The following is a 23941-nucleotide window of genomic DNA, read 5'->3' as shown; positions in this document are numbered from 1 at the left end:
TTGATGATCAAATGGCAAGAGTAACATACAAGAACCTTATTAAATAAAGTAGTTTCAAATACAAACAAAGTTCTCAATATAACATCAATTACTTAGGCACTTAAACGATCAACAGTCATGAAAGAGAAAATTTTACAACTAACAGGTATCCAGGCATTTTTAGCACCTTGGATGAATATCTTCAAAGGAGAAGAGACTAAGAAAAACGTCAATATTTTATTAAGATCTTATATATTCCCTCTATTATCTATTCTGTTATTTATTTTAGTATGGCACTCTGGTGCAACTTACCTTTACAACAAGGAAGCTACAGCTAAAATAGAAAAAGCAAGAACAGAAAGAGGAGAAGCAGCTGCATTAGAGATGCAAAATTGTATTTTCTCAGGAGATGTAAGCTGTCAGCCAAACACATTACCTTCCCCAGCAAAAGTTTGGGATGCTTACCTTTCTTTATTAGCAGATCACAGAATTATTTCTGGTAAGAAAGAAGCTTTCGAAAAGAAAGTTGCAAAGACAAATGCCAAACGTGTAGCAGAAGGAAAGGCAGCAATTACTTATACAGGTCGTCCATCTTTCGTCGACCAAATTGGTACAAGTTTAAAAACAGTATTTGCAGGATTTTTATTAGCAGCATTAATCGCTATTCCAATTGGTATTATCATCGGTTTATCCCCAACATTAAGAACGTCGATGAACTGGTTGATTCAAATTTTGAAGCCCGTATCTCCCGTAGTTTGGTTGTTATTGGTATTCATGATTGTGAAAACATTAATGTCTGATTCAGATATGGATAAATCGTTTATGATTTCATTTATCTCAGTAGGTTTATGTTCGATGTGGGCAACGCTTGTCAACACTTCGATGGGAGTTTCTACAGTAGATAAAGACTTTGTGAATGTAGCTAGAGTATTAAAATTAAGCATCGGTCAAAATATATTCAAAGTAGTTTTACCATCATCTTTACCAATGATTTTTACAGGTTTAAGAATTACACTTTCAGTAGCTTGGATGGTATTAATTGCGATTGAATTATTAGCACAATCTCCAGGTTTAGGATCATTTGTATGGGAAGAATTCCAAAATGGTGCAAACGACTCGAATGCGAAAATCATTGTAGCCATGTTCGTTATTGGTTTGATTGGTTTCATGTTGGATAGAATCATGATGGTGATTCAGAAGATGATGTCATTCAACAAAGAGGTAGCTTAATCACTACCTCAGCATTTGATGTACACAGAAACAAAATCAAAAAATTAGAATTATGGCCTATTTAGAATTAAGAAATGTAAGTAAATCGTTCGGTACTGGTAAAGACCGAGTGGAAGTACTAAGCAATATAAATTTAAAAGTTGAAGAAGGTGAGTTTTTAGCGGTTGTTGGATTTACTGGTAGTGGTAAAACGACGCTTATCAACCTAATCAATGGATTGGAGTTTCCTGATGAAGGAGAGGTTTTATTACAGGGCAAACCAATTACTGGTCCTGGTCCGGATAGAGGAGTGGTTTTCCAAAATTACTCTCTGTTACCTTGGTTAACCGTTCGTCAGAATGTAAAACTAGCGGTAGACGAGGTGTTTCCTGATAAGTCTAAAACAGAGAAAGACGCTTTAATTGTAAAGTATGTGGAGATGGTACACCTTTCTCATGCGATTGATAAAAAGCCAGCGGAATTATCAGGTGGTATGCGTCAAAGAGTATCGGTAGCGAGAGCTTTGGCGATGAGTCCAAAAATGTTATTAATGGACGAGCCTTTATCTGCATTGGATGCCTTAACACGTGGTACGCTTCAAGAAGAGATTGTCAATATTTGGAGTGAAGACAAAAAGACATGTTTGTTGATTACCAATGATGTAGATGAAGGAATTGTCATGGCTGACAGAATTATTCCATTGAACCCAGGTCCAAAAGCATCGTTAGGTCCAGACTTTAAAGTGAATCTTCCTAGACCGAGAGTGATTGCCGAAATCAACAAGTTGGAAGAATACAAGCACTTGAGAAATGAAGTCTTGGAATACCTTATTGAGGTAGGGGCATCAAGAAAATCGGAGGAATCGAGTAGCTACGAATTACCTGATTTGAAACCGGTAATGCCGGGTCGAATCAAATGGGGCATTCGTAAGAAAAAAGACAAACAAAAATTCTTCTAACCAACAGATCATTTGATCAACCTCTAAGTCAACATCAATAAAACGTCATCTCATGAATCAAAATATTGTAAATCCAATCGTAGGTGTCACTAAAGACATCATCAACCCACAAAAAAACATTGTGGAAGATACAAGACCTGATATGTTAGTGTGTAAGGATATCGCTAAAATTTATCCTACACCAAAAGGTGATTACACAGTATTATCAGATCTTCAATTAACAGTAAAAAAAGGAGAGTTTATCTCTGTTATTGGTCACTCAGGTTGTGGTAAATCTACATTATTAACCATGATTGCTGGTTTGAACGACATCAGTAAAGGTCATGTTTATGTAGACGGAGAAGAGGTGAGAGAGGCAGGGCCGGATAGAGCGGTAGTGTTCCAATCGCCTAGTTTATTTCCTTGGATGACTGCTTTACAAAACGTAATGATTGGTGTGAAGCAAGTGTTCCCTCATGCAACAAAAAAACAAAAACAAGATATCTGTAAGTATTACTTAGACAAAGTAGGTTTGGGTAATGATTTTAATAAAAGAGCCTCAGAACTTTCTCAGGGTATGCAACAAAGGGTAGGTATTGCTAGAGCCTTCGCCTTAAAGCCAAAAGTACTTTTATTGGATGAACCTTTTGGTATGTTGGATTCCTTAACGAGAGGTGAGCTTCAAGATGTATTACTTGAAGTATGGCAAAAAGAACAAATTACTGCTATTATGATTACTCACGATGTTGATGAGTCAATCTTCCTAGCCGACAGAGTCATTATGATGACTAGTGGTCCATTCGCAAAAATTGGTGATGAATTAGCGATTCCATTTGAACGTCCTAGAAACCGTAAGGACATTTTGGAACATCCTGACTATTACCAATACAGAGGATATTTAATGGATTTCTTGAATCATTAATCTTTGTCACTAACAAGCAAACTCAAACTAAAGTCATACGACAAATCATTCTCTTATGAACTATCAAAAAAGTCCGAAAAAACGGTTAACTACCTCTTACGTAATTGCGCTATCTCTCATTGCATTACTAAGTATCGCATCTCAGGTAGTTATTAGAACTGTATTAGCTAAACAGGAAAAAGATGCTAGGGTAATTAACATTTCTGGTCGACAAAGGATGTTGTCTCAGAAAATTAGTAAAATGGCATTACAGCTTGAAACAGCCAAGAGTGAAAGTCAGTTTGCAGAATTGAAATCAGAATTCATCGAAGTCATTGAATTGTGGTCATCTTCTCATCATGGCTTAAAAGAAAGGTCTGAAGCAATGGATCTTCAGGGTGAAAATTCTGAAACTGTAACAAAAATGTTCGAAGGTATTGCCGTAAACTATGAAAGTATCTTTGATGCATCGAACAAGATATTAGAATTTGAATCGCCAGATGGAATTGAAGAATATGTGAATATCATACTTCAGAATGAAGCCTCATTTTTACGTCAGATGAATGTGATTACGTTCCAATACGATCATGAATCGACAAGTAGAATTAAGGAAGTAGAAAATATAGAAACCATTCTACTAGCTATCACATTGATTTCGATCTTATTGGAAGCCTTTTTTATCTTCCGTCCAGCTGTTGCTGCCATTGATAAATTCTTGAATGAAACTATGCAGAGAGGCTTGGCACTTAAAGAAGCACATCAAAGTTTATTGACTTCTAACTTAGAAAAAGAAACAGTAGAGAAAGAACTTTTTGAACAACTGCAGATGAATCACAATATGCAGTTGAGTTACAATAAAGATCTTGAAGATAAAATCGAAGAAAGAACCAGAGAAATTGAAGATCAAAAAGAAGAAATTCTTCAGCAAAGTAATGAGCTATTAGAGCAGAATGAAGTAGTTTCTAAAGTAAATAAGAAACTAACAGATAGTATCAGTTATGCTAAGAAATTGCAGCAATCGATCTTCAGTAAACGTGAAGATATTTTAGAGCAATTTGTGGATGGATTTATCATCGATAAACCAAGAGATATTATTTCTGGGGATTTCTATTGGTACTACAGTAAAGACGACATTAGATTTATTGTCGTTGCAGATTGTACAGGACATGGTGTTTCGGCTGCATTTATGACTATCATTGGTAATCTTTTATTAAACGATATCGTGGTGAATCAAAAAGTAGTTTCACCAAAAGAAATATTAAACTTCTTGGATATGGAGCTTTATGCCCTTATGAATCTAAAAAATGTCGAGAAGATTTCTGATGGTATGGATATCGGTTTAGTAACTATCAATTCTGAAAAAAGAGAAATCGAATTTGTTGGAGCAAAACGTCCATTGTACGTGGCTTCAGGAAACGAGGAGGTAAAGAAAATAGAAGGATCAAAATCAACTATTGGTTACCATACAAAAGACACGAAAAAGGAGTTTGAACCCACACTTCTAACGTATCAAAAGGGTGATCGACTTTATCTTGTGACTGATGGATTCCAAGATCAATTTGGTGGAAACAACGAAAGTAAATTCCTTCAAAAAAGATTTATAGATGCTCTAAATCGAACAAATGGATTCGATATGATCAAACAGAAAAAAGTGCTCGAAGGAGTGTTTGATAAGTGGAAGGGAAGCAATGAGCAGACGGATGATGTTTTGGTCTTAGGAGTAGAGCTTTAAAGGATAAGGAATAAGTAATAACTAATAACGAATAGGGAAGAATTTCTAAAAATAGAAATTTGAGTTAGGAGTTAGGAGTTAGGAGCGATCCAAACCTATTACTTATTACCTATAACCTATTACTTATAAAAAATAGTAAATGATTGACGAATAATTGATGTTTAAAAAACCTCTCCTTTTGGGAAGAGGTTTTTTCGACATCTAATGTTTTTTATTAATTCTGAGGTTTACTTTTCAGCGTTTGCATCACTCCATCTATACTTAGGGATGAACCTTGAACAGGAGGGAATTCTTTAAACGTTTGAAGGAATTTAGCAGTGTATGCCTGAGCAGGGACGAAAGTCCACATATTGTCTGCAAACCATCTGATATATAATGCAGACTTATAAGATACTTCGTATGGATCTGCTCTTAAGTTAATCAAAATAGGCCATGACGGTACTTTTCTGTAGGCAGTATTGATTGCACCTTCCATAATGGCAAAATGAAGTTTCCAATCTTTGTAACGAAGCGCATTTAAGTTGCCTGCTGCATCAAAATAGAAGATCTCATTTCTTGGAGCAACATCAGTTGATCCGTTCCAGAAAGGAAGCATGTTGTAACCATCCAAGTGACATTTGAAGTTTTTATCTCCAGCTGAATATCCTGAAAGCATTTTTTCTTTAACATCACCTACACCTGCTGCAGCTAAAAGAGTAGGCATCATGTCTTCATGAGAATAGATGTTGTTATCAATGGTTCCGGGTTTGATTACGCCTGGCCAACGGATAGCACAAGGGACTCTAAAACCACCTTCCCAAGTAGTACCTTTTTCACCTGCAAAAGGGGTAGAACCACCATCAGGCCATGTGAATTTCTCCGCTCCATTATCCGTAGAATACATGATGATTGTATTATCGATAATGCCCAATTCTTCTAGTTTCGCTAGTACAACACCAATGTTTTTGTCGTGTTCTACCATGCCATCAGGATAAAGACCAATACCAGTTACACCTACTGATTCTTCTTTTAATCTTGTCCAAACGTGCATTCTTGTAGCACTTAACCAAACAAAGAAGGGTTTACCTGCATTGTGTGCATTTTCGATAAATTCTAAAGCAGCACCTGTAAATTCATCATCTACAGTTTCCATTCTTTTTCTAGTTAAAGGACCAGTATCAGAAATACGACCATCTGAGTAAGAGTGGATAACGCCTCTAGGGCCAAATTTTTTATGGAATTCTTCGTCTTTAGGATAGTAATACGTTTCAGGTTCTTCTTCAGCATTTAAGTGATAAAGGTTGCCAAAGAACTCGTCGAAACCATGGTTGGTAGGTAAATGTTTATCGCGATCACCCAAGTGATTCTTGCCAAACTGACCTGATGTATAACCAAGAGGTTTCAGTAATTCTGCAATAGTGGGTTGATCATCCTGAATACCTTGTTCAGAACCTGGCATACCAATAGTCAATAACCCTGATCTGAATGGATGTTGCCCTAAGATAAAAGCTGCACGACCGGCTGTACACGATTGTTGTGCATACCAATCGGTAAACATAGCACCTTCGTTGGCAATACGGTCAATGTTGGGCGTCTGATATCCCATCATACCATGATTGTATTTGCTGATGTTACCCCAACCAACATCATCTCCCCAAATAACGAGAATATTAGGTTTGTCTGAAGAGGATTTCTTCTTCTTTTTTTGTGCAAAAGAAGTAGTAATAGAAAAGGCTAATAGAATAATAGCCAAGAGAGAGGTTCTCATGTATGAAAAGTATAATTGATTATTAATGGAAGTTAATCAATTAGAACGATTCGGCAAAACAAAATAGTTAGCAGGTAGTAAGTAGCAGGTAGCAGGTTTGGTTCGCTCCTCTGTTTGTGTAACGAGGTGTTGCACCACCTCACTTTGATTAACGATGAAACCTTTTAGTTTCTAAAATACGAGATTGGGAGACCTCTTAAGTTTTTAAACATAAATATCGCTATCGTTAACATTTGGGGCAGTTTTACTTTTTCCCTCTTACCTCTTACTAAAAACGAGCGTTAACTTTGTAGCTTCTAATTCCTACCTCCTAACTTCTAATTAAATACGAGCGTTAACTTTGCTACCTGCTACCTGCTACCTGCTACCTGCTACCTGCTACCTAATTCAGTTCCATTCCAATTCACTTCTCGTCTCCCAGTATACTTCCGCTTCTTCCTGGATTTCATCCAACATTTGGAAGTCCATAAGATCTAACTGAAGACCAACGCCTTGCAAGTTGCTTTCAAGCATTTCTTTAGTTGTAGCACCGCTTAATGCCACGCTTACCCATGGTTGAGAAAGAACAAAAGCCATAGCAATTGCATCAATATTTACATTATGTTTTTGTGCTATGAATTGAAGTTTTTGTTTTGAACTTTCAAAAGCAGGATTAGAGTTTCGAGAAGTTAGGCGTCCATTGGCAAAAACTTCTTTTATGATGACTCCCCATCCTTGATATTTCGCTTCTTGGAGCATTTTTGCAGCAGAACGTTCTAGAATGTTATAGGTGGCTTGAACGGATTGGAATAGGTGTTCTCCATCTCTTTGGATTTCAAGTGCCTTTTCTAAAGTATCAGCTTGTTGGGTACCGCTTAAAGATAGTCCAACTATTACCCCTTTGTTTTTGATGTTCCAAAGTTGCTCAATAACTTCTTCATTGTTTAACACAGCAGAACTTAAGGTGGCCGAGTGGATATGATAGATATCTAAATGATCGTGTAATAAGTCTACACTTTCACCCCATTGTTTTTTTAATAATTGGAGGTTATGGTTTTTAATTTCATGATGTTCTGCTGTCACGTTCCATTCAGCAGTATATTCATACCCCCACTTTGAGCCGATTACCGCTTGTTGTTCAGGGTGGGCACCAATCCATTTATTTAAAAACTGTTCCGCCTTTCCATAAGAGCGGGCAGCATCAAAGTATCTTATTCCTTTTTCGTAGGCAAGGTCAAGCATATCTACACAACGTTGCTGCATATGTTCTATTTGATAATCATTGTTCAGGTCATTTCCGTGTCCTAAATTAATATATCCTGGTCTTCCAAGAGCTGCTAATCCTAATCCAACTCTTGATGTATATTTATTGGTTTTTCCGAAAGGAATTATTGATATCATATATGCTAAACTAAAAATTAGAAGCAAACAAAAAATTTAAGCAATACGTTTTTTATGAGTGCTTCAAGTTTGAACTAATGCTAAAATTAAAACATTAATTCTAATTAACATTATTTATCTCAAATAAGAAAATTATTTTTTCCGTAATAATTACACTTATTTTTTCAATTTTGATTAATCAAACCGTTTATACCATTTTGTTTTTTTTAAATCTCTCAACAAATCGTTGAAAAATCACAAAATCATGAAAATTTGTTGTAAAAAAATACCCTCAATAAAGTTTGGTTTTAAAAAGCGTAAAATATACATTTGAAGTGTAATCAAATAGCACTTACCACATACAAAACATATAAGATTATGAAAAATTTCACAATAGCATCATTAGTAATCGTAGCCGGTTTCGTGATTGCGTTCGCACTTTCGATATAAGAAAACTACACCATAAATAAACATATAAACACACACACACATTAAAGGCTGTCATTTGACAGCCTTTTGTTATTTATCTATTTTAATTCTGATTCTTTGGAATATTTCATCACAGAGTAGATTGAAACTCCTAACGATTCATTCTGCCATTGATCAAAATTTTCTTTTTAAATTTTGATTTTCCAAAAGCGTTAGCGTTAAGCATGACACCATAAGTTTTTCCCTTTATCGTTTCAATCATTTTAATGGAAACAAAAAAGGGCTTTTCCATATAGATGTTCTCTTTCCATAAATTCAGTTCCACCTTACCATTGTCAATTTCATCTTTAGAAATTCCCCAAAATAATCTTTTCTGATTTAGTACTTCATAAGGCATATCATCTTTTACAGAATAAAAAATAACTTCAAACTTGAGAGAATCTTGATAACTAAATCCTATGTTCATCCCAATTTTTTCAAGATATGCAAAGTTTTATTATTCATAATTTGTGCAATTGAACCTCCTTCTTTAGAATTGATGTTCATAAAGCCAATCTGAAACATTCCTGATTTTACATCGACACCAAGTTTTTTCTTTTTAAATTTAATTTTCTCTGCTTGAATAGAAACTTCCGATAATTCTTTGGTGTCTTCTTCGAGTACGATTCTTTTATTACCGTTTAATATCTCATTACCTTTTAATTTCTTCTTTATGAAGCCAATGCAGGAGATAGTAAATTCATTATTAGTTGATAAATTTTCAGAGGGTAATTCTATCCATCCTTCTTGGTTTGATACTTTTCCAATTTTAGCTTTTTGACTATAGAAATTGACATAAGGGATACCTTTTTGATGAGGGTCGACAATTTGAAATCTCACATTTTGACCAATAGAAAAGTGAGAGAGAATAATAAATGATAGAAGTGTTGCAATGTGTTTCATTCGATTTTAGTTAGCGTTATAGATTAAATGTGAAAAATAAATTTAATAAAATGATTTAATTTTTTAATTGATGTATAGAAAAACTTAAAGTTGCCTTTTTGAGTATCAATAGATTTGAACAATTTTCGTAACTTTAATAGCAAGTGATCAAATTATAAATAAATAAACTATTTTTTATCTCCATGAACCATATCTCTGAATTTGGGTTACCTAAAAAAAGAAAAAAGACTATAGATATATTAGAAAAAGCCTTTGCAGATGGCGATTTAGATCAGCATGACTACGAACATCGTTTAGAAGTAGCACTTGCCGCAAAATCAAAATCTGAATTGGATGATGTGTTATCGGACTTTCCTTCTCATTATCGACCTGTAGAACCTTCTGCAAAGTCATCAGAAAAGTATATTTTTGATAGAGCACAAGTACAACAAGATCCCAATAAATTAGCTTTAGCAGTATTATCTGGACGTAGAGAGGTATTATCAAATATTGAAAATTCACCATCACGCTTTTTTACTTTACTAGGAGAAACTAAAATAGATTTGCAAAGTCCAGAATTTAGAAATACCGAAAGTAGGTTTGAAACGATTAATGTATTAGGTGAAACAACAATAGATCTACGCAATAAATGTTTAGATGGAGCAAAAATAAATCTGAGAGTAATGTGTACTCTTGGAGATATAAAAATTAAAGTTGCTCCAGGAACTCAAGTGATCGATCAAACTCATAAAATAATGTCTGAGAATACCTTTAAAAAGAGAAGTAAGAATTGGACAAAACAAATCCAAAGAAGATTTTCTGGTAAACCACAACAAAACCTGAACTCAACAGTACAAACTGTAAAATGCTCAGTCATAATAGAAGGATATAATATTTTAGGCGCTGTAAAGGTATTGGAATACGATATTTAACGAAGAAGCTCCATTTTAAAATGAGGAATACCGTCTTCTAAATATTCGTCGGACTTAATCACATAACCGAGACTCTGATAGAACTCCGTAAGGTATTTTTGTGCACTTATTTGTATTAAATCACTTTCCCATTGATCAAAAGTAAATTGGTTAGCTGTGGTCATGATATCTCTAGCTATACCTTCCTTTCGATGAGAAGGATGTACAATTACTCTTCCAATAGACGGATATTTGAAACGGGTGCCTGAGGGTAGAATTCTTAGATAACCTGCAAGTTTTCCATTTTTTCTAGCCATTAGGTGATAAGCTTCTTGGTCATTGTTATCCAGGTCATTATAAACACAATCTTGTTCTACTACAAATACTTCAGCTCTTAGTTGGAGTATTTCATAGAGTTCGTCTTTATCAAGTTCTCGGTAGGGCTTTATGGTTAGATTTATCATTAAATATGTGATCAAATTTATGGTGGAGGTGAATGTAATATTTCAAAAATAGGGGTTATTTATCAAATTATTCTTTTCCTTCTCAAAAAAGTCTATAACTATTGTATCATCACAAACGCTCCCCAATAATAAGGAATCTCATATTCTTCCTTAAGTTTTAATTGTGCCTTTTTAAATGCTAAAGATTTATTACCCGTTAAAAACCATTGCTGATAAAATTCATTCATCAACTTTTGAGTGGCTTTATCATCAACATTCCATAATGACATGATAATGGATTGCACTCCTGCAATGCTAAAAGCATATTGAAGTCCAGATATTCCATCTCCATCAGATACATCTGAAACACCCGATTGACATGCAGAAAGTACTAAAAGTTCTGTATTATTTAAATTGATTCCTTTCACTTCATAGGCAGTAAGAATTCCATCATTGCCCGATTGGTAGATCTCGTACACATCTCGTTCTTTTTTATGAGCAATTTCTGAAAGAAACAATCCTGATTTTAATAACTGATGATTTAGAATTGGATCTTTTAATTGATTTAGATAAAATCCATGAGTAGCAATATGCAGTATGTTGGGTGCCACACTAATGTTCTTGATATTCTCTTCCGTCGCTTGGTCTTTGGACAATACCTTTACATTCCATCCCTTTTTTCTAAATAATTCTGCTGAATTGTCAATTTCAACGGCAGTACCCGGTAGGTTATCTAATTCAAAAGCATAAACATCATCGATTCCTCTACTTTGCAAAGCATCTTCCTCTTCCTTTTTGAAAACAGGATTACCAATCAATAAAATTTCTTTGGATGATTTAATGGTATTTGCCTCCTTTTTTAAGTTAGATGTACTGATGACAAGGTGTATGTCGTTCTCCTCAATGAGGTATTTTTTGGTGATTGGATTTTGAAGAATATTTAAATTGATCACATTATAAATACCATCTTGGCTTACATAGAGTGTTTTTTTCTCTAATCCCAATTCCAAGAGAGCATCTGATATTGGCTTCCAAAAATGATTATAAGGAGGGACATATTCTTTATCGTCAAACATCACATAAGCTTTAGCATGCAGTGATGTACAATTTTTATACTCCTTAATAATGTCTTGTTCTAGTTTGTCTGCTAAACCAATCTCACATAGAAAAGGCTGTTTCATTTTGTTGTCTAGAATTAAAGCAATGTATTTATCCTTTTCTTTTTCAATATTTTTCAACTTGATAATTTCAATAGCTATTTCATCATCAGATAGTTTGTTTTTAATTTCTTCCCACTTTTCTAATGATTTATCTACTTTAATATCAGCTTTCTTGTCACTTGCAAATACCAAAGACTTTTCTAAGTTTTTGATTCTATCAATGGTCATGTAACTGTCTAGTTTTAGCTTTTTTCTATCGCTTACAGAAAGAAAATTTGCAGTGGCTAAACGTGATTTTTGTTGATATAAATTAGCTGCATAATTAGAAAATAATTGCTCATTTCTGTACTTATTAAGTGAAGCAATTTCCTCTTTTCTTTCAATAGCTTCATTTAGGAAGTACTTCCTGTAGTTAATTTGAAGATTGTAGGCTTGCTTTATCATTTTTGTAGAAGCCATTCCTTTTTCAGTTGAAAGTAAACTGAAGAAATACTCAAACACTTCGCTCGAATGATGAATAAAATTGATTTTTTCGTCTTCGCTCGTAAACTTTAGCTGTTCATCGTATTGGGTCAACCTCATATTTACTGCCTTAATGATTAAATCTTCAGCATCATCCCAATCTTGTTGTAATGCTTTAATGTAGGCAATACGAGCCAATAAATAGGGTTGATAAATAGAGGAAGATTCAAAGGAGTTCTGAAGAAGATGATATTGATCTAATGCCTTGTCTAACTTTAATTGTTTTAAGTAAATATTCGCTTTAGCATCAATTATTCTTAAACGTTCAGATTGTTTGTCTAAAAACTGGTGATGATGTGCAATAGTATTTGCCTTATTGAACTCTTGATTTGCTTTATCATAATGCCCATCCCTCATTTCTAGATATCCTCTGATGTAATTTAATTTGACCAGAAAATGATGTTTAGGACTTAAATACCCAATTATTTTTTTCTCAATTTCATTTAGTTGCTCCTCATAATTTTCGTGATCACCATGGTGTATATGTGCATAGATTTTAGTGAGTTGAATATCAAAAAAACTATAACTATTCGTCATCTCTCTTTTGGTTAAAAAACGGACTTCACTATCACAAATATTTATAGCATCGGTACTCCTCCCAAGCGTAATAAAGAGTTCACCCAAAATGGTGACAGCATCTGAATAATGTCGAGTGAAAAATATTCTTTCCTGACGCACAATAGAGATCAATTCCATCAATTGTAACTCAGAAGTGATATAATTTCCTTCAATGTAACTCAGTTCACCGCTTAACCTTAATGACAATAAATTGATGTCTTTGTCAGTAAATGCCACTTGATCTGCTTTACTTAAATAATCGCTTGCCTGTTTGGTATTTCCTCTTTTCAAATAGATGTCAGCCATTCCTAATAAGGTTTTGGCATAGACATTTTTATCTCCATTTTTAGCATTGTAATTCTTCTCTATGATCGTATAATATTGAGTGGCTTTTTTTAAGAATCCTTCCGATTTTAGAATATGCCCCAATTTATAATAAGCAGTTAATGTGTAAGGATGATATTTCCCTAAGTAAGTGTTGAGATGGTTTTTATATTTATCGTAAAAGCTATAAGATAATTTGTACTGATGATCGTTGTAAAAATTATCCGCAATACATAATAACGTTTCAGTATAAAGTGGTGATTTTTCTTTTGAATTTTTGATTAACTTTTCTTGTACTTCACTTAATAATTGATTTGCCTTTTCGAACTCAAACCAATCAACATATACTTTAGCTTTTTGAACTTTGATCCAATTCTCATCGAGTACTTGATGTAAAAACGTGACTTGTTGAGCGTTTGATGAATATAAGGCCAGCGCCTCATCGAATAACTCTATACTTTTTTCAAAATATTCACCTTCTTTTTTTAGTAAAGCTTTGTTGATCAGACAGAACAAATAATCAGGGTGTTGTTTGGTGAGTGTTTTTACATAAATCATTTCTGCCTCGTTAATGAGCCGATTTGCCATTTCCACCTGATTATTTTGTATATACGCAAAAGCCATATAATTATTAACTAATGCGTAATCAGGATATAACCATCCGGAAGAGATGTTCATAATTTCTTTTGCTTCCTCAAGTGCTTCGATAGAGTATTGAAATTCTTTTCTGTTTTTGGTCAGCTCAGCATAAACAAGTAAAGGTAAAAGTACATGTACAGATTGTTCTCCATACTTCGATTTTTCAGATTGTATCCAATCTTCCGAAGCTTGTAATGCTTCATTTAAAGCACCATTATCTTCGAGGTCTAAAATTATTTTAGTTTTAGGATCTTCTGCATTCAATCCAAAACTGATAATAGGTATGAGGTAGAAAAAGATGGAAATGAATTGTCTTTTAATTAGATACATGCAAATTAGGTATAGTTAGGGGTTAGTAGTATTCTGATTGATAGTCAATAAGATACGAAAATATCTGTAGATTAAGTAGTCGAGAATAAAAAAAGGCTATCAAACTCTTTCAATGAAAGAAGAAGTTTGATAGTCTCAAATATTTATATAAATAGTATTATTTATTTCTTCAAATAAGAAGGTACATTTACCATCGGAGTACCTACTTCAGCAAGGTTATATACCCATGATATAGAGTAGTTTAATGCCAAATCTCTGTGATATGGATGAATTTTATTGATGAAAGGTAATGTTGGATCAGAAATTAGATCCATAGTCTTCATAATAATTTCCACATCTGATTTGTTTAATTCATGCTCTTGAGCACCTAGATGGGGACATAATTTCTCTAAAGTTGCCTGAACTTGTTCTTTATGATTTTCAATCAGCAATGAGGTATAATCAGATACAAAACCGAATTTCATAGCTTCTCTTAAGCTAGATTTAATCACAGTGATGATATCTTGCTCTCTTTTTGATAGTGGTCTCATGATAGTCGTTATAAGTTACTTGTTATTAACACAATCTCAAACAATGACTTATGTCATTGATTATATTCAACTCGCATTATAATTAAAATTTAAAAGAAAACATAATTCTTTAGAAAAAATACATAACTGATAATAATTGTTGACATGTATTTAATAAGGTTTGTAATTTAGTGTAAATCAACAAATGTTAACGATAATGTAACCCAAACGAATGAAAAACTATCATATACTTAATGGCGACAGTATACTTGAAGCATGGAGACATCAGAATTTTGATGCAGAACCTATCGTATTTAGAGAAATGTTGGTGGAAGGGGAAAGCATGATAGAATTATGGACACACCGATTTTTCGAGAAAAGAAAACACTTTTTCTTAACCAACTATGGAGTCTCTTTTGAAGATTACAATAGTAAATCGGGTGTTGAACTTCAGAAAATGAATCAATTGATCAATGCCACTACCATAACATTGTGGTTCGAGAACGATTTGTTTTGTCATATTAATCTAATGGCGTCCCTTCATTTTATTCATCAGTTAAATATGAATGATGTTGAGGTTTACCTAGTGTTGGGAGAGGGAACGAAGGGATTAGGAGAATATACCAAGGAAGCATTCGGTAAGTTGTATCATCAAAAAGTAAAACTGGACGCAGATGATCTTGCATTTGCCTCTAAATTCTGGGAGCTCTACACCAAAGCAGATCTTGATAATTTCATTACTTATATCAAAAGATCACCAAAATTTTTACCGCTTCTTAAGGAGGTGATGACCACTTATATGGAGCAGTTTCCTCAGAAAGAATCGGGCATTAACAAGCTAGAAAGAAGAATTCTCAAATTTCTTAATGATGAGCCACTTACAGAACATAAATTGATTGGAAAGTTATTGAGAAGACAAACGTATGAAGGTTTTGGGGATCTTCAATATGAAAAAATTCTTAAGCAATTATCTTCATCACTAATCGAAAAAGAAGAGGATGATCATTTGGTTTTATCGTCGGAAGGGAAGAAAGTATTAAGAGGTTTACAAAAATTTGATGATGAACAATTGCCTTATCAATTCTATGGAGGGGCCATGAGAACGGAGTACTATTATGATGAAGAAAAGAGTTTTTTAATCGGAAGAAATTAATCATATTTGTATCCGATTTTTAACAAACATCCCTATGAAGCAGTATCACGAGTTATTAGAAAGAATCCTGAAAGAAGGAGCAGAGAAAGGAGACAGAACAGGAACAGGTACAAGATCTGTATTTGGTCATCAAATGAGGTTCGATTTATCAGAAGGGTTCCCGGTGTTGACAACAAAAAAACTTCACCTTCGTTCTATAATTCATGAATTGCTTTGGTTCTTAAAGGGAGATACTAATATCTCATACCTAACTGAAAACGGGGTTAGAATCTGGAACGAATGGGCTGACGAGAATGGCGACTTAGGTCCTGTATATGGTAAGCAATGGAGAAGTTGGGCAGGAGCTGATGGAGAAGTGGTCGATCAGATTTCTTGGTTAGTCAACGAGATCAAGACCAATCCAAACTCTAGAAGATTAGTCATTTCAGCTTGGAATGTTGGAGAATTATCTAAAATGGCATTAATGCCTTGTCACGCACTATTCCAATTTTATGTTGCTGATGGAAAATTATCTTGTCAGTTATATCAAAGAAGTGCAGACGTATTTTTAGGTGTGCCTTTTAATATTGCATCATATGCCTTGTTAACTGTGATGATTGCCCAAGTTTGTGACCTTGAGCCGGGTGATTTTGTGCATACTTTAGGTGATGCACACTTGTATAATAATCACATTGAGCAAGCAGAACTTCAGTTAACTAGAGATTTTAGAACATTACCAACAATGTCTATTAATCCAGATGTGAAAGACTTGTTTGAGTTTAAATTCGAAGATTTCAAATTGGAAGGTTATGACCCTCATCCACATATTAAAGCCGAGGTTTCTGTATAATTTAAAGAAACCTTTGTAAAAAGAAGCCTAGATCATATAAATTTGATCTAGGCTTTTTTATTTTCGTTTAGCTGGAAACGAGAGTGAGAAACTCTAATGAGAAACAAACCTGAATACGTGTATTATGGAAACGTTAAAAAGAGGTGATAAGGTAGCTGTTGTCGCTGCCTCAGGTGTGGTAAACATCGAATCGGTACTTCAAGGAATTGAATTGTTACGTTCTTGGGGACTAGTGGTCTCTGATGAACAAGAATGGGGGGCTGAGTGGGGTTCCTTAGCAGGTGCTGATATTAGAAGAGCAAGTCGATTACAAAAGGCAATTAATAACCCCGAAATAAAAGCTATTTTTTTAGCAAGAGGCGGTTATGGAATCACCAGAATAATTGATACACTAGATTGGTCAGGGTTTATAGATCATCCAAAATGGGTCATTGGTTTTTCAGATGTAACAGCTTTGCATTCTGCGATTAATAATCTGGGGTTTGCAAGTATACATGCTCCAATGGTGTCACAATTCAATGATAAAGAATTGGAGGTAAGTGTGAATCAACTTCAAGGGATATTGTTCTTTAATGAAGCACCTGATATTATAGGAAAAGTAAAAGAAGAGTTTTCCGACCAAACAATAGAAGGTGAAGTAGTAGGTGGAAATTTATGTTTGATAGCCGACCAAATAGGCACATCTTCCGAATTAGACTTAGAAAATAAAATATTGTTTATCGAAGAGGTAGGCGAGAAGGCTTATCAAATAGACCGTATGATGACGAGGTTGCTTAGATCGGGTGCCTTAAAACATATCAAAGCGTTGATTATGGGGCAGTTCTCTAGCGTTCCAAACGAAGAGCCTCCATTTTTTCCATTAACGATCAAACAAATCATCAAAGAGAAAGTAAATGTACCAGTTATTACAGACGTAAGTTGCGGTCATGAAACGCCAAATACTCCGATATTATTGGGAGGAACTTATGCTATTACTTGTTCTGGTAGTAGTGCTGTGATGCAGTTTAAAGGGGTGGATTTACGGGTAAAGCATTCATGATTGTATAAATAAATCAAGAACCTTTTCAATTCAATTTATACAGATTCAACATTAGAGGGTAAATTAATTATTTTAGCTAAGCTTACTATTGCTCAAAATATAGAACCTAATGACTATGAACCCTCAGAGACTTATTGTCACTTTAAGCTTACTATTATTTTTTAGTGGACTATTTAGTTATTCTTTTTCCCAATCAAGACAAAGAGTTAGTCCCGATGATCTATTAAAGTCATTTAATGGACAGAAAAGGGGAGATATCTATGAATTTGATCAAGATCTAGTATTTGTTAAAGGAAATGCATTTGACAATAAACAACTTTTGATAGGACCAAATCAAACCGTTGCTGTTTGTGGCGACTTAATTATTAATTCAAATATGATCCTTCTTAATGAAGGTAATTTAATAATTAAGGGATCATTAAAAGTAGATAATGTAAAAACATCTCATGTTAACCCATATAAGTTTTCCAATTCTGGTAACGTGATTATTGGAGGGGATTTATTAGGCAAAGATGAGGTGAATGCCATGAACTCAAGCTACTCTACTAACGGTGGTCCACAAACATTACATTCGGGGTATATGTTAGTAAAAGGATCAATAAAAGATCATGATAAAGTGGTTTCTTCAGGTTTAATTTGGGCGACTGCAGTCAATTCACATTCTTATGCAACTATCGCTGGAGTTAATTTAGTGGGTGATTTGATGAAAGTAGTCGCTAATATGCCTCAAATGAAAGATATCATTCATCATTTTGAAGAACTTAAAACCAAGGAATGTGATGCATCTTCTTCAGATGGGATAGCAGAAATTGAGGATGCATTGAATCATCAAAACCTAGAAACAATATATAATTCCTCGAAAAATAAACAATTAATGCACGATTATTCTGTTTATTCAGAATTGGAATTTGACTTAACTACTAAAATTTTATGGCACCCGAATTATAATACCAATGTAACCATTAAGAATTTTACCGTGCAGGTATCAAAAGATACTTCCACATTCAAGACAATATCTGAGGTGATACCAAGTAGGGATAAGTCAAAGTTTGAAGTAAGAGACCCTAATAAAGATAATGATCGTTTTATTCAGAAATACTACAAATTTGTGGTAGTAAAGAATGATGGAACAGTTGATGAAGTAATCCTTAAAGGTGCTCAACCAAGACTTCAATATTTTAAGTATAAGTTTGGGAATGATGTGATTGAACTTCCTAATTATGTGACTGCCCCCAACGGTCAAAAATATTCAGTATTTCTAGCCAAACCGAATCAAGGTGTACTTACCTTAAACAAAGGTCGCAACTCGACCATTTCATTTGATGTTTACCCTAATGAAATGCTTATAGTCTGTGGTGACTTGATTGTGAATAGCGATGGGGTTGACGTGAAGATTTTTGAAGGAGGAATTTTAGGGGTAACTAGAGATTTTAAGTTCACTCAAAAACCTCCATTATATACAAAAGGAACCTATAGCTTCTCGAATAAAGGGGTAATTTTAGTAGGCCGTGATTATGCCGATATGGCCAACCCTAGTACAGATATCAGAAGGCAACTAACGAAGCAGATTGGATTAATGTTAGTAGGTCATAATTTCACGACGAATAGCAAACAGTCTAATGATGGAGTATGGGTAGATTCTTATTTTCAGGTGCATGGAGGAATTATACATGGTATATTTGAACAATCCAGTTTTATAGAAAAAGAGTTTGCAGTACCACAAAATGCTACGAAACTTAATCGAGAACTCGTTAAAATGGCATTGTATACCTATAAGAATTCTATCAAAGATTCACAGAAATGTCAAGGTTCTGATTTTCACTTAATAGAGGATAAAATAACAGATGGAGAAAGGACAAGAGGAAAATCAGTAGAGAATATTTACCCTCCTGATTTGGTAAAACGTGCTGGTAATTTGGGATTTCAGGACGGTAAAAACTTCGAATTACAAGCTTCTCAAATATTATCATCCGGACAATATGTTCAGAAGTTTCTTCACATTGGACAGGATACGACTCTCACAATTTGTGGTGATTTAGTCTTAGATGGAAACTTCTATATGTCCAATTATGGTAATTTAATTGTCACAGGAGATCTGATTCTTGAGAATAATAATCCGATGACGAGTATTCAATTTAAAGCATTAAACATCGGGAATATTGTTGTAGGGGGAGATTTTAAAGGAGTTGATATAATGACCGAAAGCTATCCTGGTTTCGCTTCTTCTGATGCAGGTAGATCTTTTATTCTAGGTAAAGTATTTAAACACAGTAAAACGAATAACCAATGGTTGGAAGAAATAGGAGATGATTCTAACATCTTTCAAATTAATGCTATTGGGGATATTGAAAATATTGGAAAAGACGAAAAATTAGAGGAAGCAATAGATTCGTATTTGAAAATTTCGCAACAATGTAGTGGGGTTAACCAGGAGAGAATAGCTCAAGTAGATACTATTTTGATGAATACGATTGGTCTCGGCTTGTTGCAAATAGAGGCTAAAAAGCAGAAAAGTAAGAAGAAGGTAGAAGTAAAGTGCACCCTACCGCATAATGCAAAAATGAAATCACTCTATGTTTTAAGGAGGGATACTAAAAATAAGCAAAAGTATACCCCTGCAAGTTTTTCTGATGTAAGTAGAAAAAAAGGGACTTTTACTTTTCAATTTGTAGATGATCATCTTAATCATTTAGGAGCCCAAGATTCTGTTCAATATATAGTGGTGGGTAGTAGGAGACCTCTCACAATGTCGGGTTCTGGTGCAAGAACATCCAATACAGGATCAGGTCATCGAAGAATAAGTACAAGTACATCAAATCCAACTAGCGGAGGAGATTTTTTCTCTAATATGATCAATCAGCATAGCGATAAGCTAAAAGTTTCTTCTCCATCCTTTTGGGTGCCATTATATGAAGATCAGCCCGTTACATTATCAAGATTTTCAGCAGAAGTAGAAGGGGATCATGTGAACCTTGTTTGGGTAGATGAACAAGAAATAAATGCTTCACATTTTGTAATAGAAAGATCAACTGATGGAAGAAATTATGAAGAGATTTCTGATAAAATTCAAGCATCTGGAAATTCAAATACAGAATTGTCTTATAGCTTTGTGGATGAAAATCCACCATCAGTAGGGACAGCATACTATCGTTTAAAAGAAGTAGACTTTGATGGTAGGTCAGAAACTTGGGTACGTTCTGTTCATTTAATAGAATCTGATGAAATGAATGTTCGAATTTTCCCCATCCCAGCCGATGATGTCTTACATGTTCAAATCACTCATCAAGATATGGAAGATGTGAGATTAAAGTTAGTCGAAGCAACCACAGGAAGAGTGTCTATACTACATGGTTCTTTTGATTATGATCAAATGATCTATAATGTAAATAGTGTCAACTCTGGAATATATATTGTTGAAATCTTTGCTAATGGAAAAATGATCCACAACCAGAAAATTGTCATCAATTAATAAAATTAGAAATAGTTTCATCATCTTTGTTGAAACAAACAAAAATGATGAAACTTATTTATGTAATGGACCCACAGTGTGGGTGGTGTTATGGCAATAGCAATAATATCCAAAAATTAGTGGAAGCTTTTCCTGAATTGGACTTCGAAATTATGGTTGGAGGTATGTGGGTAGGAGATCAAGCACCAAAAGGTGGCGATGATATGTTTGCCTATCTTCAAAAACATGCTCCAGGGATGGAACAAAAAACAGGTGCCCTTTTATCAACAGAATTTTATGAGCTTTCTAAAGATGAGACGTACACAATGTCTAGTTTTGAGGCGTGCTTAGCGATTAAAATTGTAAAAAATATTGCACCAGAAAAAGCTTTGAAGTTTGCCTCTGAGTTACAAAGAGCTCAATTCTATTTTGGTCAAAGATTCGACGATTTTAAAACTTATTTGGCGGTTCTTCAGAACTTAAATATCGATCCTCAGCCTTTTATGGATCAGTTTGGTAGTGAGGAAAATCAAAAAGAAACAATTGACGAAATTAATGAGTCTAGAAAAATGGCAGCAGGTTTCCCAAGCTTGTTTTTAGATACTGGTATGACTGTCGAAAAAATGGCGGCAGGGTATTTTGAAGCTGATGAAATGATTGAACAAGTACGTAGTTATATAGTATGATATGGTCCAATAAAAAAATAGCAATTACAGGCGGTACTTCCGGAATAGGAAAAGCAACATTAGAACTATGTTTGAAATTAGGTGCTGATGTTGTTTTTTGTGGGAAAGAAGATGAGTTAGTGTCTTTAGTGAACAATCAAACTAAAGCAAAAGGAATTTGTGTTGACTTATCTAAACAAGAAGGTATCGAACAATTTTATGATTTTGTTACTTCGGAATTAGGAGAGATAGACATACTAATTAATAACGCTGGGTATGTTGTTGTTGCTCCTTTGGAAGAATTGAAGAGAGAAGATTTTGAATTGATGTATGCCATCAATGTCATTGCTCCAGCTCTATTAACTCAAAAATTTCTTCCCTCATTTAAATCAAAAAAAGAGGGAGATATAGTAAATATTGGAGCCACTGGAGGTAGTTATGGTTTTGAAAAAGGAGCGGCCTATGCATCAAGTAAAGCGGCTTTGCTTAATTTTTCTCAAACATTAATGAAAGAAGTTCGTCAAGATAATATTAGAGTATATCATATTGACCCTTCTTGGACTACTGGAACAAACAATAATAACAAAGGAGGAGAGATACCTTTGGACCAATCAAGATTAACCGCATCTGATATAGCAAAAGTCATTATCAATCAATTAGAACTTCCAAGAAGAGCATTTATACCACAAGTAAGTATTTGGAGCACGAATCCTTAAAAAAATGGATATCACATTTAAATTAGTAACTACAGACAAAGAAATTGAATTAGTCGATCAATTGGCACATCAAATTTGGAACGAACATTATATTCCTATTATCGGTAAAGATCAGGTAGATTATATGTTGGATAAGTTTCAAAACTTTAAAGTGATGAAAGATCAATTATCTGAAGGTTTTGTTTATTATTTAATCCAACAAAACGATGCCTCAGTCGGCTATATTGGTTATAAAATCGAAAATCAAGATTTGTTTTTAAGCAAGCTTTATTTATTGAATGCACAAAGAGGAAAAGGGCAAGGTCAACAGTCACTTCGTTTTATCTTTGAAGAAGTAAAAAAGCATCAATTAAATGGGGTGAAATTAACCGTGAATAAATACAATGAAATTGCGATTAAGGCCTACGAAAAATATGGTTTTAAGGTAATTGATGAAGTTGTAGCAGACATTGGGCAAGGTTACGTGATGGATGATTTTATATTATATAAGCCTGTTTAATTAAACTTTAGCACTGGATTTAAGTTCATATTCTATACTCTTTAAAAGATATTAATTAATGATGATTAATATTAGGAAATAGTGATATAAATCTTAGATTTGTGTAACTAAAAAAACATACACTTAATTAAACTTTTTTGACTATGTCATTAGTGAATAAAAAAGCCCCTTTGTTTACTGCAGGTGCTGTAATTAACGGTGAAGAAATCGTTGAGGACTTTTCATTAGATCAGTTCATTGGAAAGCAAGAAGTAGTTCTTTTCTTTTACCCTAAAGATTTTACTTTTGTTTGTCCTACAGAAATCTTGGCTTTCCAAGAAAAATTACCTGAGTTCGAAAAAAGAGGTGTTCAAGTAATTGGTGTTTCTACAGATACTGAAGAAACTCATTTAGCTTGGTTATTAACTCCAAAAGCTGAAGGTGGTATTGAAGGTGTTACTTACCCGTTAGTTGCAGATGCTTCTAAAACTATCGCAATGAACTATGGTGTTCTTGGCGGTGAGTATACTTACGATGAAGACACTATGCAGTGGTCTTTCGAAGGTGCTCCAATTGCTTTAAGAGGAACATTCTTAATCGACAAAGCAGGAAACGTGAGACATTCAGTAATTAACGATTTCCCATTGGGTCGTAATATTGATGATACACTTCGTATGGTAGACGCTTTACAGTTTACTGAAAAGCATGGTGAGGTTTGTCCTGCAAACTGGGAAGAAGGTAAAGATTCTATGAAACCAACACGTGATGGTGTAGCTGATTATTTAAAGAATCACTAGGATCTTATAATTATAAAGAAAAAGGCTTTTTCTACTAAGAAAAAGCCTTTTTTGTTTAGAATAAACGAATGAGGTACATAACAAATCAATAATATTATCGTTCTAAAGAAAAACGATTATCTTTGTATTTACCTGCTTAGAATCAATTTAGTATCGTTTTTTACAAAATAGGATTCTATTTTTTTTGAATTAATTTTCACTAATAA

At 34.1% G+C, this 23941-nt stretch carries 20 protein-coding genes; 13 read left to right on the top strand and 7 right to left on the bottom strand.

Annotated features, from left to right (window positions below; translation table 11 throughout):
* The first annotated feature begins 117 nt into the window (after positions 1–117).
* The 4 genes from MY04_RS09495 to MY04_RS09480 are packed head-to-tail and all read left to right on the top strand — an operon-like array spanning position 118 to position 4758.
* Positions 118–1209 carry an ABC transporter permease gene (locus tag MY04_RS09495; protein WP_066208984.1) on the top strand — a complete coding sequence of 364 codons (1092 nt, stop codon included), beginning with the start codon at positions 118–120 and terminating at the stop codon, positions 1207–1209.
* Positions 1210–1261: 52 nt separating this feature from the next.
* On the top strand, positions 1262–2146 hold the full coding sequence (locus MY04_RS09490; protein WP_084005817.1) for an ABC transporter ATP-binding protein: 885 nt from the start codon (positions 1262–1264) through the stop codon (positions 2144–2146).
* Positions 2147–2198: 52 nt separating this feature from the next.
* The gene (locus MY04_RS09485; protein WP_066208978.1) at positions 2199–3047 is read left to right on the top strand and encodes an ABC transporter ATP-binding protein; all 849 of its coding nucleotides are present in this window, start codon (positions 2199–2201) and stop codon (positions 3045–3047) included.
* Between the two features lie 55 nt (positions 3048–3102).
* Positions 3103–4758 (top strand): SpoIIE family protein phosphatase, encoded by a 1656-nt coding sequence (locus MY04_RS09480; protein WP_066208976.1) that lies wholly within the window; start codon positions 3103–3105, stop codon positions 4756–4758.
* 214 nt (positions 4759–4972) lie between these two features.
* On the opposite strand, the gene MY04_RS09475 is transcribed toward MY04_RS09480, so the two are convergent.
* The 4 genes from MY04_RS09475 to MY04_RS09460 all read right to left on the bottom strand — a co-directional run bounded on the left by MY04_RS09475 (position 4973) and on the right by MY04_RS09460 (position 9235).
* Positions 4973–6505, bottom strand: coding sequence for an arylsulfatase (locus tag MY04_RS09475; protein ID WP_084005816.1), 1533 nt, complete (start codon positions 6503–6505; stop codon positions 4973–4975).
* A 387-nt stretch (positions 6506–6892) separates the two neighbouring features.
* Positions 6893–7885 (bottom strand): aldo/keto reductase, encoded by a 993-nt coding sequence (locus MY04_RS09470; protein ID WP_066208974.1) that lies wholly within the window; start codon positions 7883–7885, stop codon positions 6893–6895.
* A gap of 559 nt (positions 7886–8444) precedes the next feature.
* Positions 8445–8759: a hypothetical protein gene (locus MY04_RS09465; RefSeq protein ID WP_066208972.1), complete on the bottom strand. Its 315-nt coding sequence runs from the start codon at positions 8757–8759 to the stop codon at positions 8445–8447.
* Entirely contained in the window at positions 8756–9235 is a 480-nt protein-coding gene (locus MY04_RS09460) for a hypothetical protein (protein ID WP_066208970.1), read from the bottom strand. The genes MY04_RS09465 and MY04_RS09460 overlap by 4 nt, the downstream gene beginning before the upstream one ends.
* 182 nt (positions 9236–9417) lie before the next feature.
* Between MY04_RS09460 and MY04_RS09455 the strand changes: the two genes are divergently transcribed.
* Positions 9418–10146 carry a DUF1707 SHOCT-like domain-containing protein gene (locus MY04_RS09455; RefSeq protein WP_066208968.1) on the top strand — a complete coding sequence of 243 codons (729 nt, stop codon included), beginning with the start codon at positions 9418–9420 and terminating at the stop codon, positions 10144–10146.
* Here MY04_RS09455 and MY04_RS09450 read toward each other — a convergent pair.
* From MY04_RS09450 to MY04_RS09440, 3 genes are all read right to left on the bottom strand, one after another.
* On the bottom strand, positions 10143–10589 hold the full coding sequence (locus tag MY04_RS09450) for a GNAT family N-acetyltransferase (RefSeq protein ID WP_066208966.1): 447 nt from the start codon (positions 10587–10589) through the stop codon (positions 10143–10145). The genes MY04_RS09455 and MY04_RS09450 overlap by 4 nt on opposite strands.
* A 98-nt stretch (positions 10590–10687) precedes the next feature.
* Positions 10688–14101 (bottom strand): CHAT domain-containing protein, encoded by a 3414-nt coding sequence (locus MY04_RS09445; protein WP_066208964.1) that lies wholly within the window; start codon positions 14099–14101, stop codon positions 10688–10690.
* A 161-nt stretch (positions 14102–14262) separates the two neighbouring features.
* A complete protein-coding gene (locus MY04_RS09440; RefSeq protein ID WP_066208962.1) occupies positions 14263–14631 on the bottom strand; it encodes a hypothetical protein in 369 nt (122 codons plus the stop codon).
* Positions 14632–14842: 211 nt separating this feature from the next.
* Here MY04_RS09440 and MY04_RS09435 point away from each other — a divergent pair, with 211 nt between their 5' ends.
* From MY04_RS09435 to MY04_RS09400, 8 genes are all read left to right on the top strand, one after another.
* Positions 14843–15763 carry a hypothetical protein gene (locus tag MY04_RS09435; protein ID WP_066208960.1) on the top strand — a complete coding sequence of 307 codons (921 nt, stop codon included), beginning with the start codon at positions 14843–14845 and terminating at the stop codon, positions 15761–15763.
* A 34-nt stretch (positions 15764–15797) separates the two neighbouring features.
* Entirely contained in the window at positions 15798–16592 is a 795-nt protein-coding gene (locus tag MY04_RS09430) for a thymidylate synthase (RefSeq protein WP_066208958.1), read from the top strand.
* A gap of 124 nt (positions 16593–16716) precedes the next feature.
* Positions 16717–17631, top strand: coding sequence for a S66 peptidase family protein (locus MY04_RS09425; protein WP_066208956.1), 915 nt, complete (start codon positions 16717–16719; stop codon positions 17629–17631).
* A gap of 115 nt (positions 17632–17746) precedes the next feature.
* Positions 17747–21100 carry a T9SS type A sorting domain-containing protein gene (locus MY04_RS09420; protein WP_158297632.1) on the top strand — a complete coding sequence of 1118 codons (3354 nt, stop codon included), beginning with the start codon at positions 17747–17749 and terminating at the stop codon, positions 21098–21100.
* Positions 21101–21144: 44 nt separating this feature from the next.
* Entirely contained in the window at positions 21145–21765 is a 621-nt protein-coding gene (locus tag MY04_RS09415; protein WP_066208952.1) for a DsbA family protein, read from the top strand.
* Positions 21762–22460: an SDR family oxidoreductase gene (locus MY04_RS09410; RefSeq protein WP_066208950.1), complete on the top strand. Its 699-nt coding sequence runs from the start codon at positions 21762–21764 to the stop codon at positions 22458–22460. Before MY04_RS09415 ends, MY04_RS09410 begins: the two co-directional genes overlap by 4 nt.
* A gap of 4 nt (positions 22461–22464) precedes the next feature.
* The gene (locus MY04_RS09405) at positions 22465–22959 is read left to right on the top strand and encodes a GNAT family N-acetyltransferase (RefSeq protein WP_066208947.1); all 495 of its coding nucleotides are present in this window, start codon (positions 22465–22467) and stop codon (positions 22957–22959) included.
* A gap of 143 nt (positions 22960–23102) precedes the next feature.
* Positions 23103–23735, top strand: coding sequence for a peroxiredoxin (locus MY04_RS09400; RefSeq protein ID WP_066208946.1), 633 nt, complete (start codon positions 23103–23105; stop codon positions 23733–23735).
* Positions 23736–23941: the final 206 nt, after the last annotated feature.

It is taken from the genome of Flammeovirga sp. MY04, assembly GCF_001682195.2.
GTDB lineage: Bacteria > Bacteroidota > Bacteroidia > Cytophagales > Flammeovirgaceae > Flammeovirga > Flammeovirga yaeyamensis.
The sequence above is the reverse complement of the archived record's forward strand: the minus strand, read 5'-3'. Positions and strand labels throughout refer to the sequence as shown.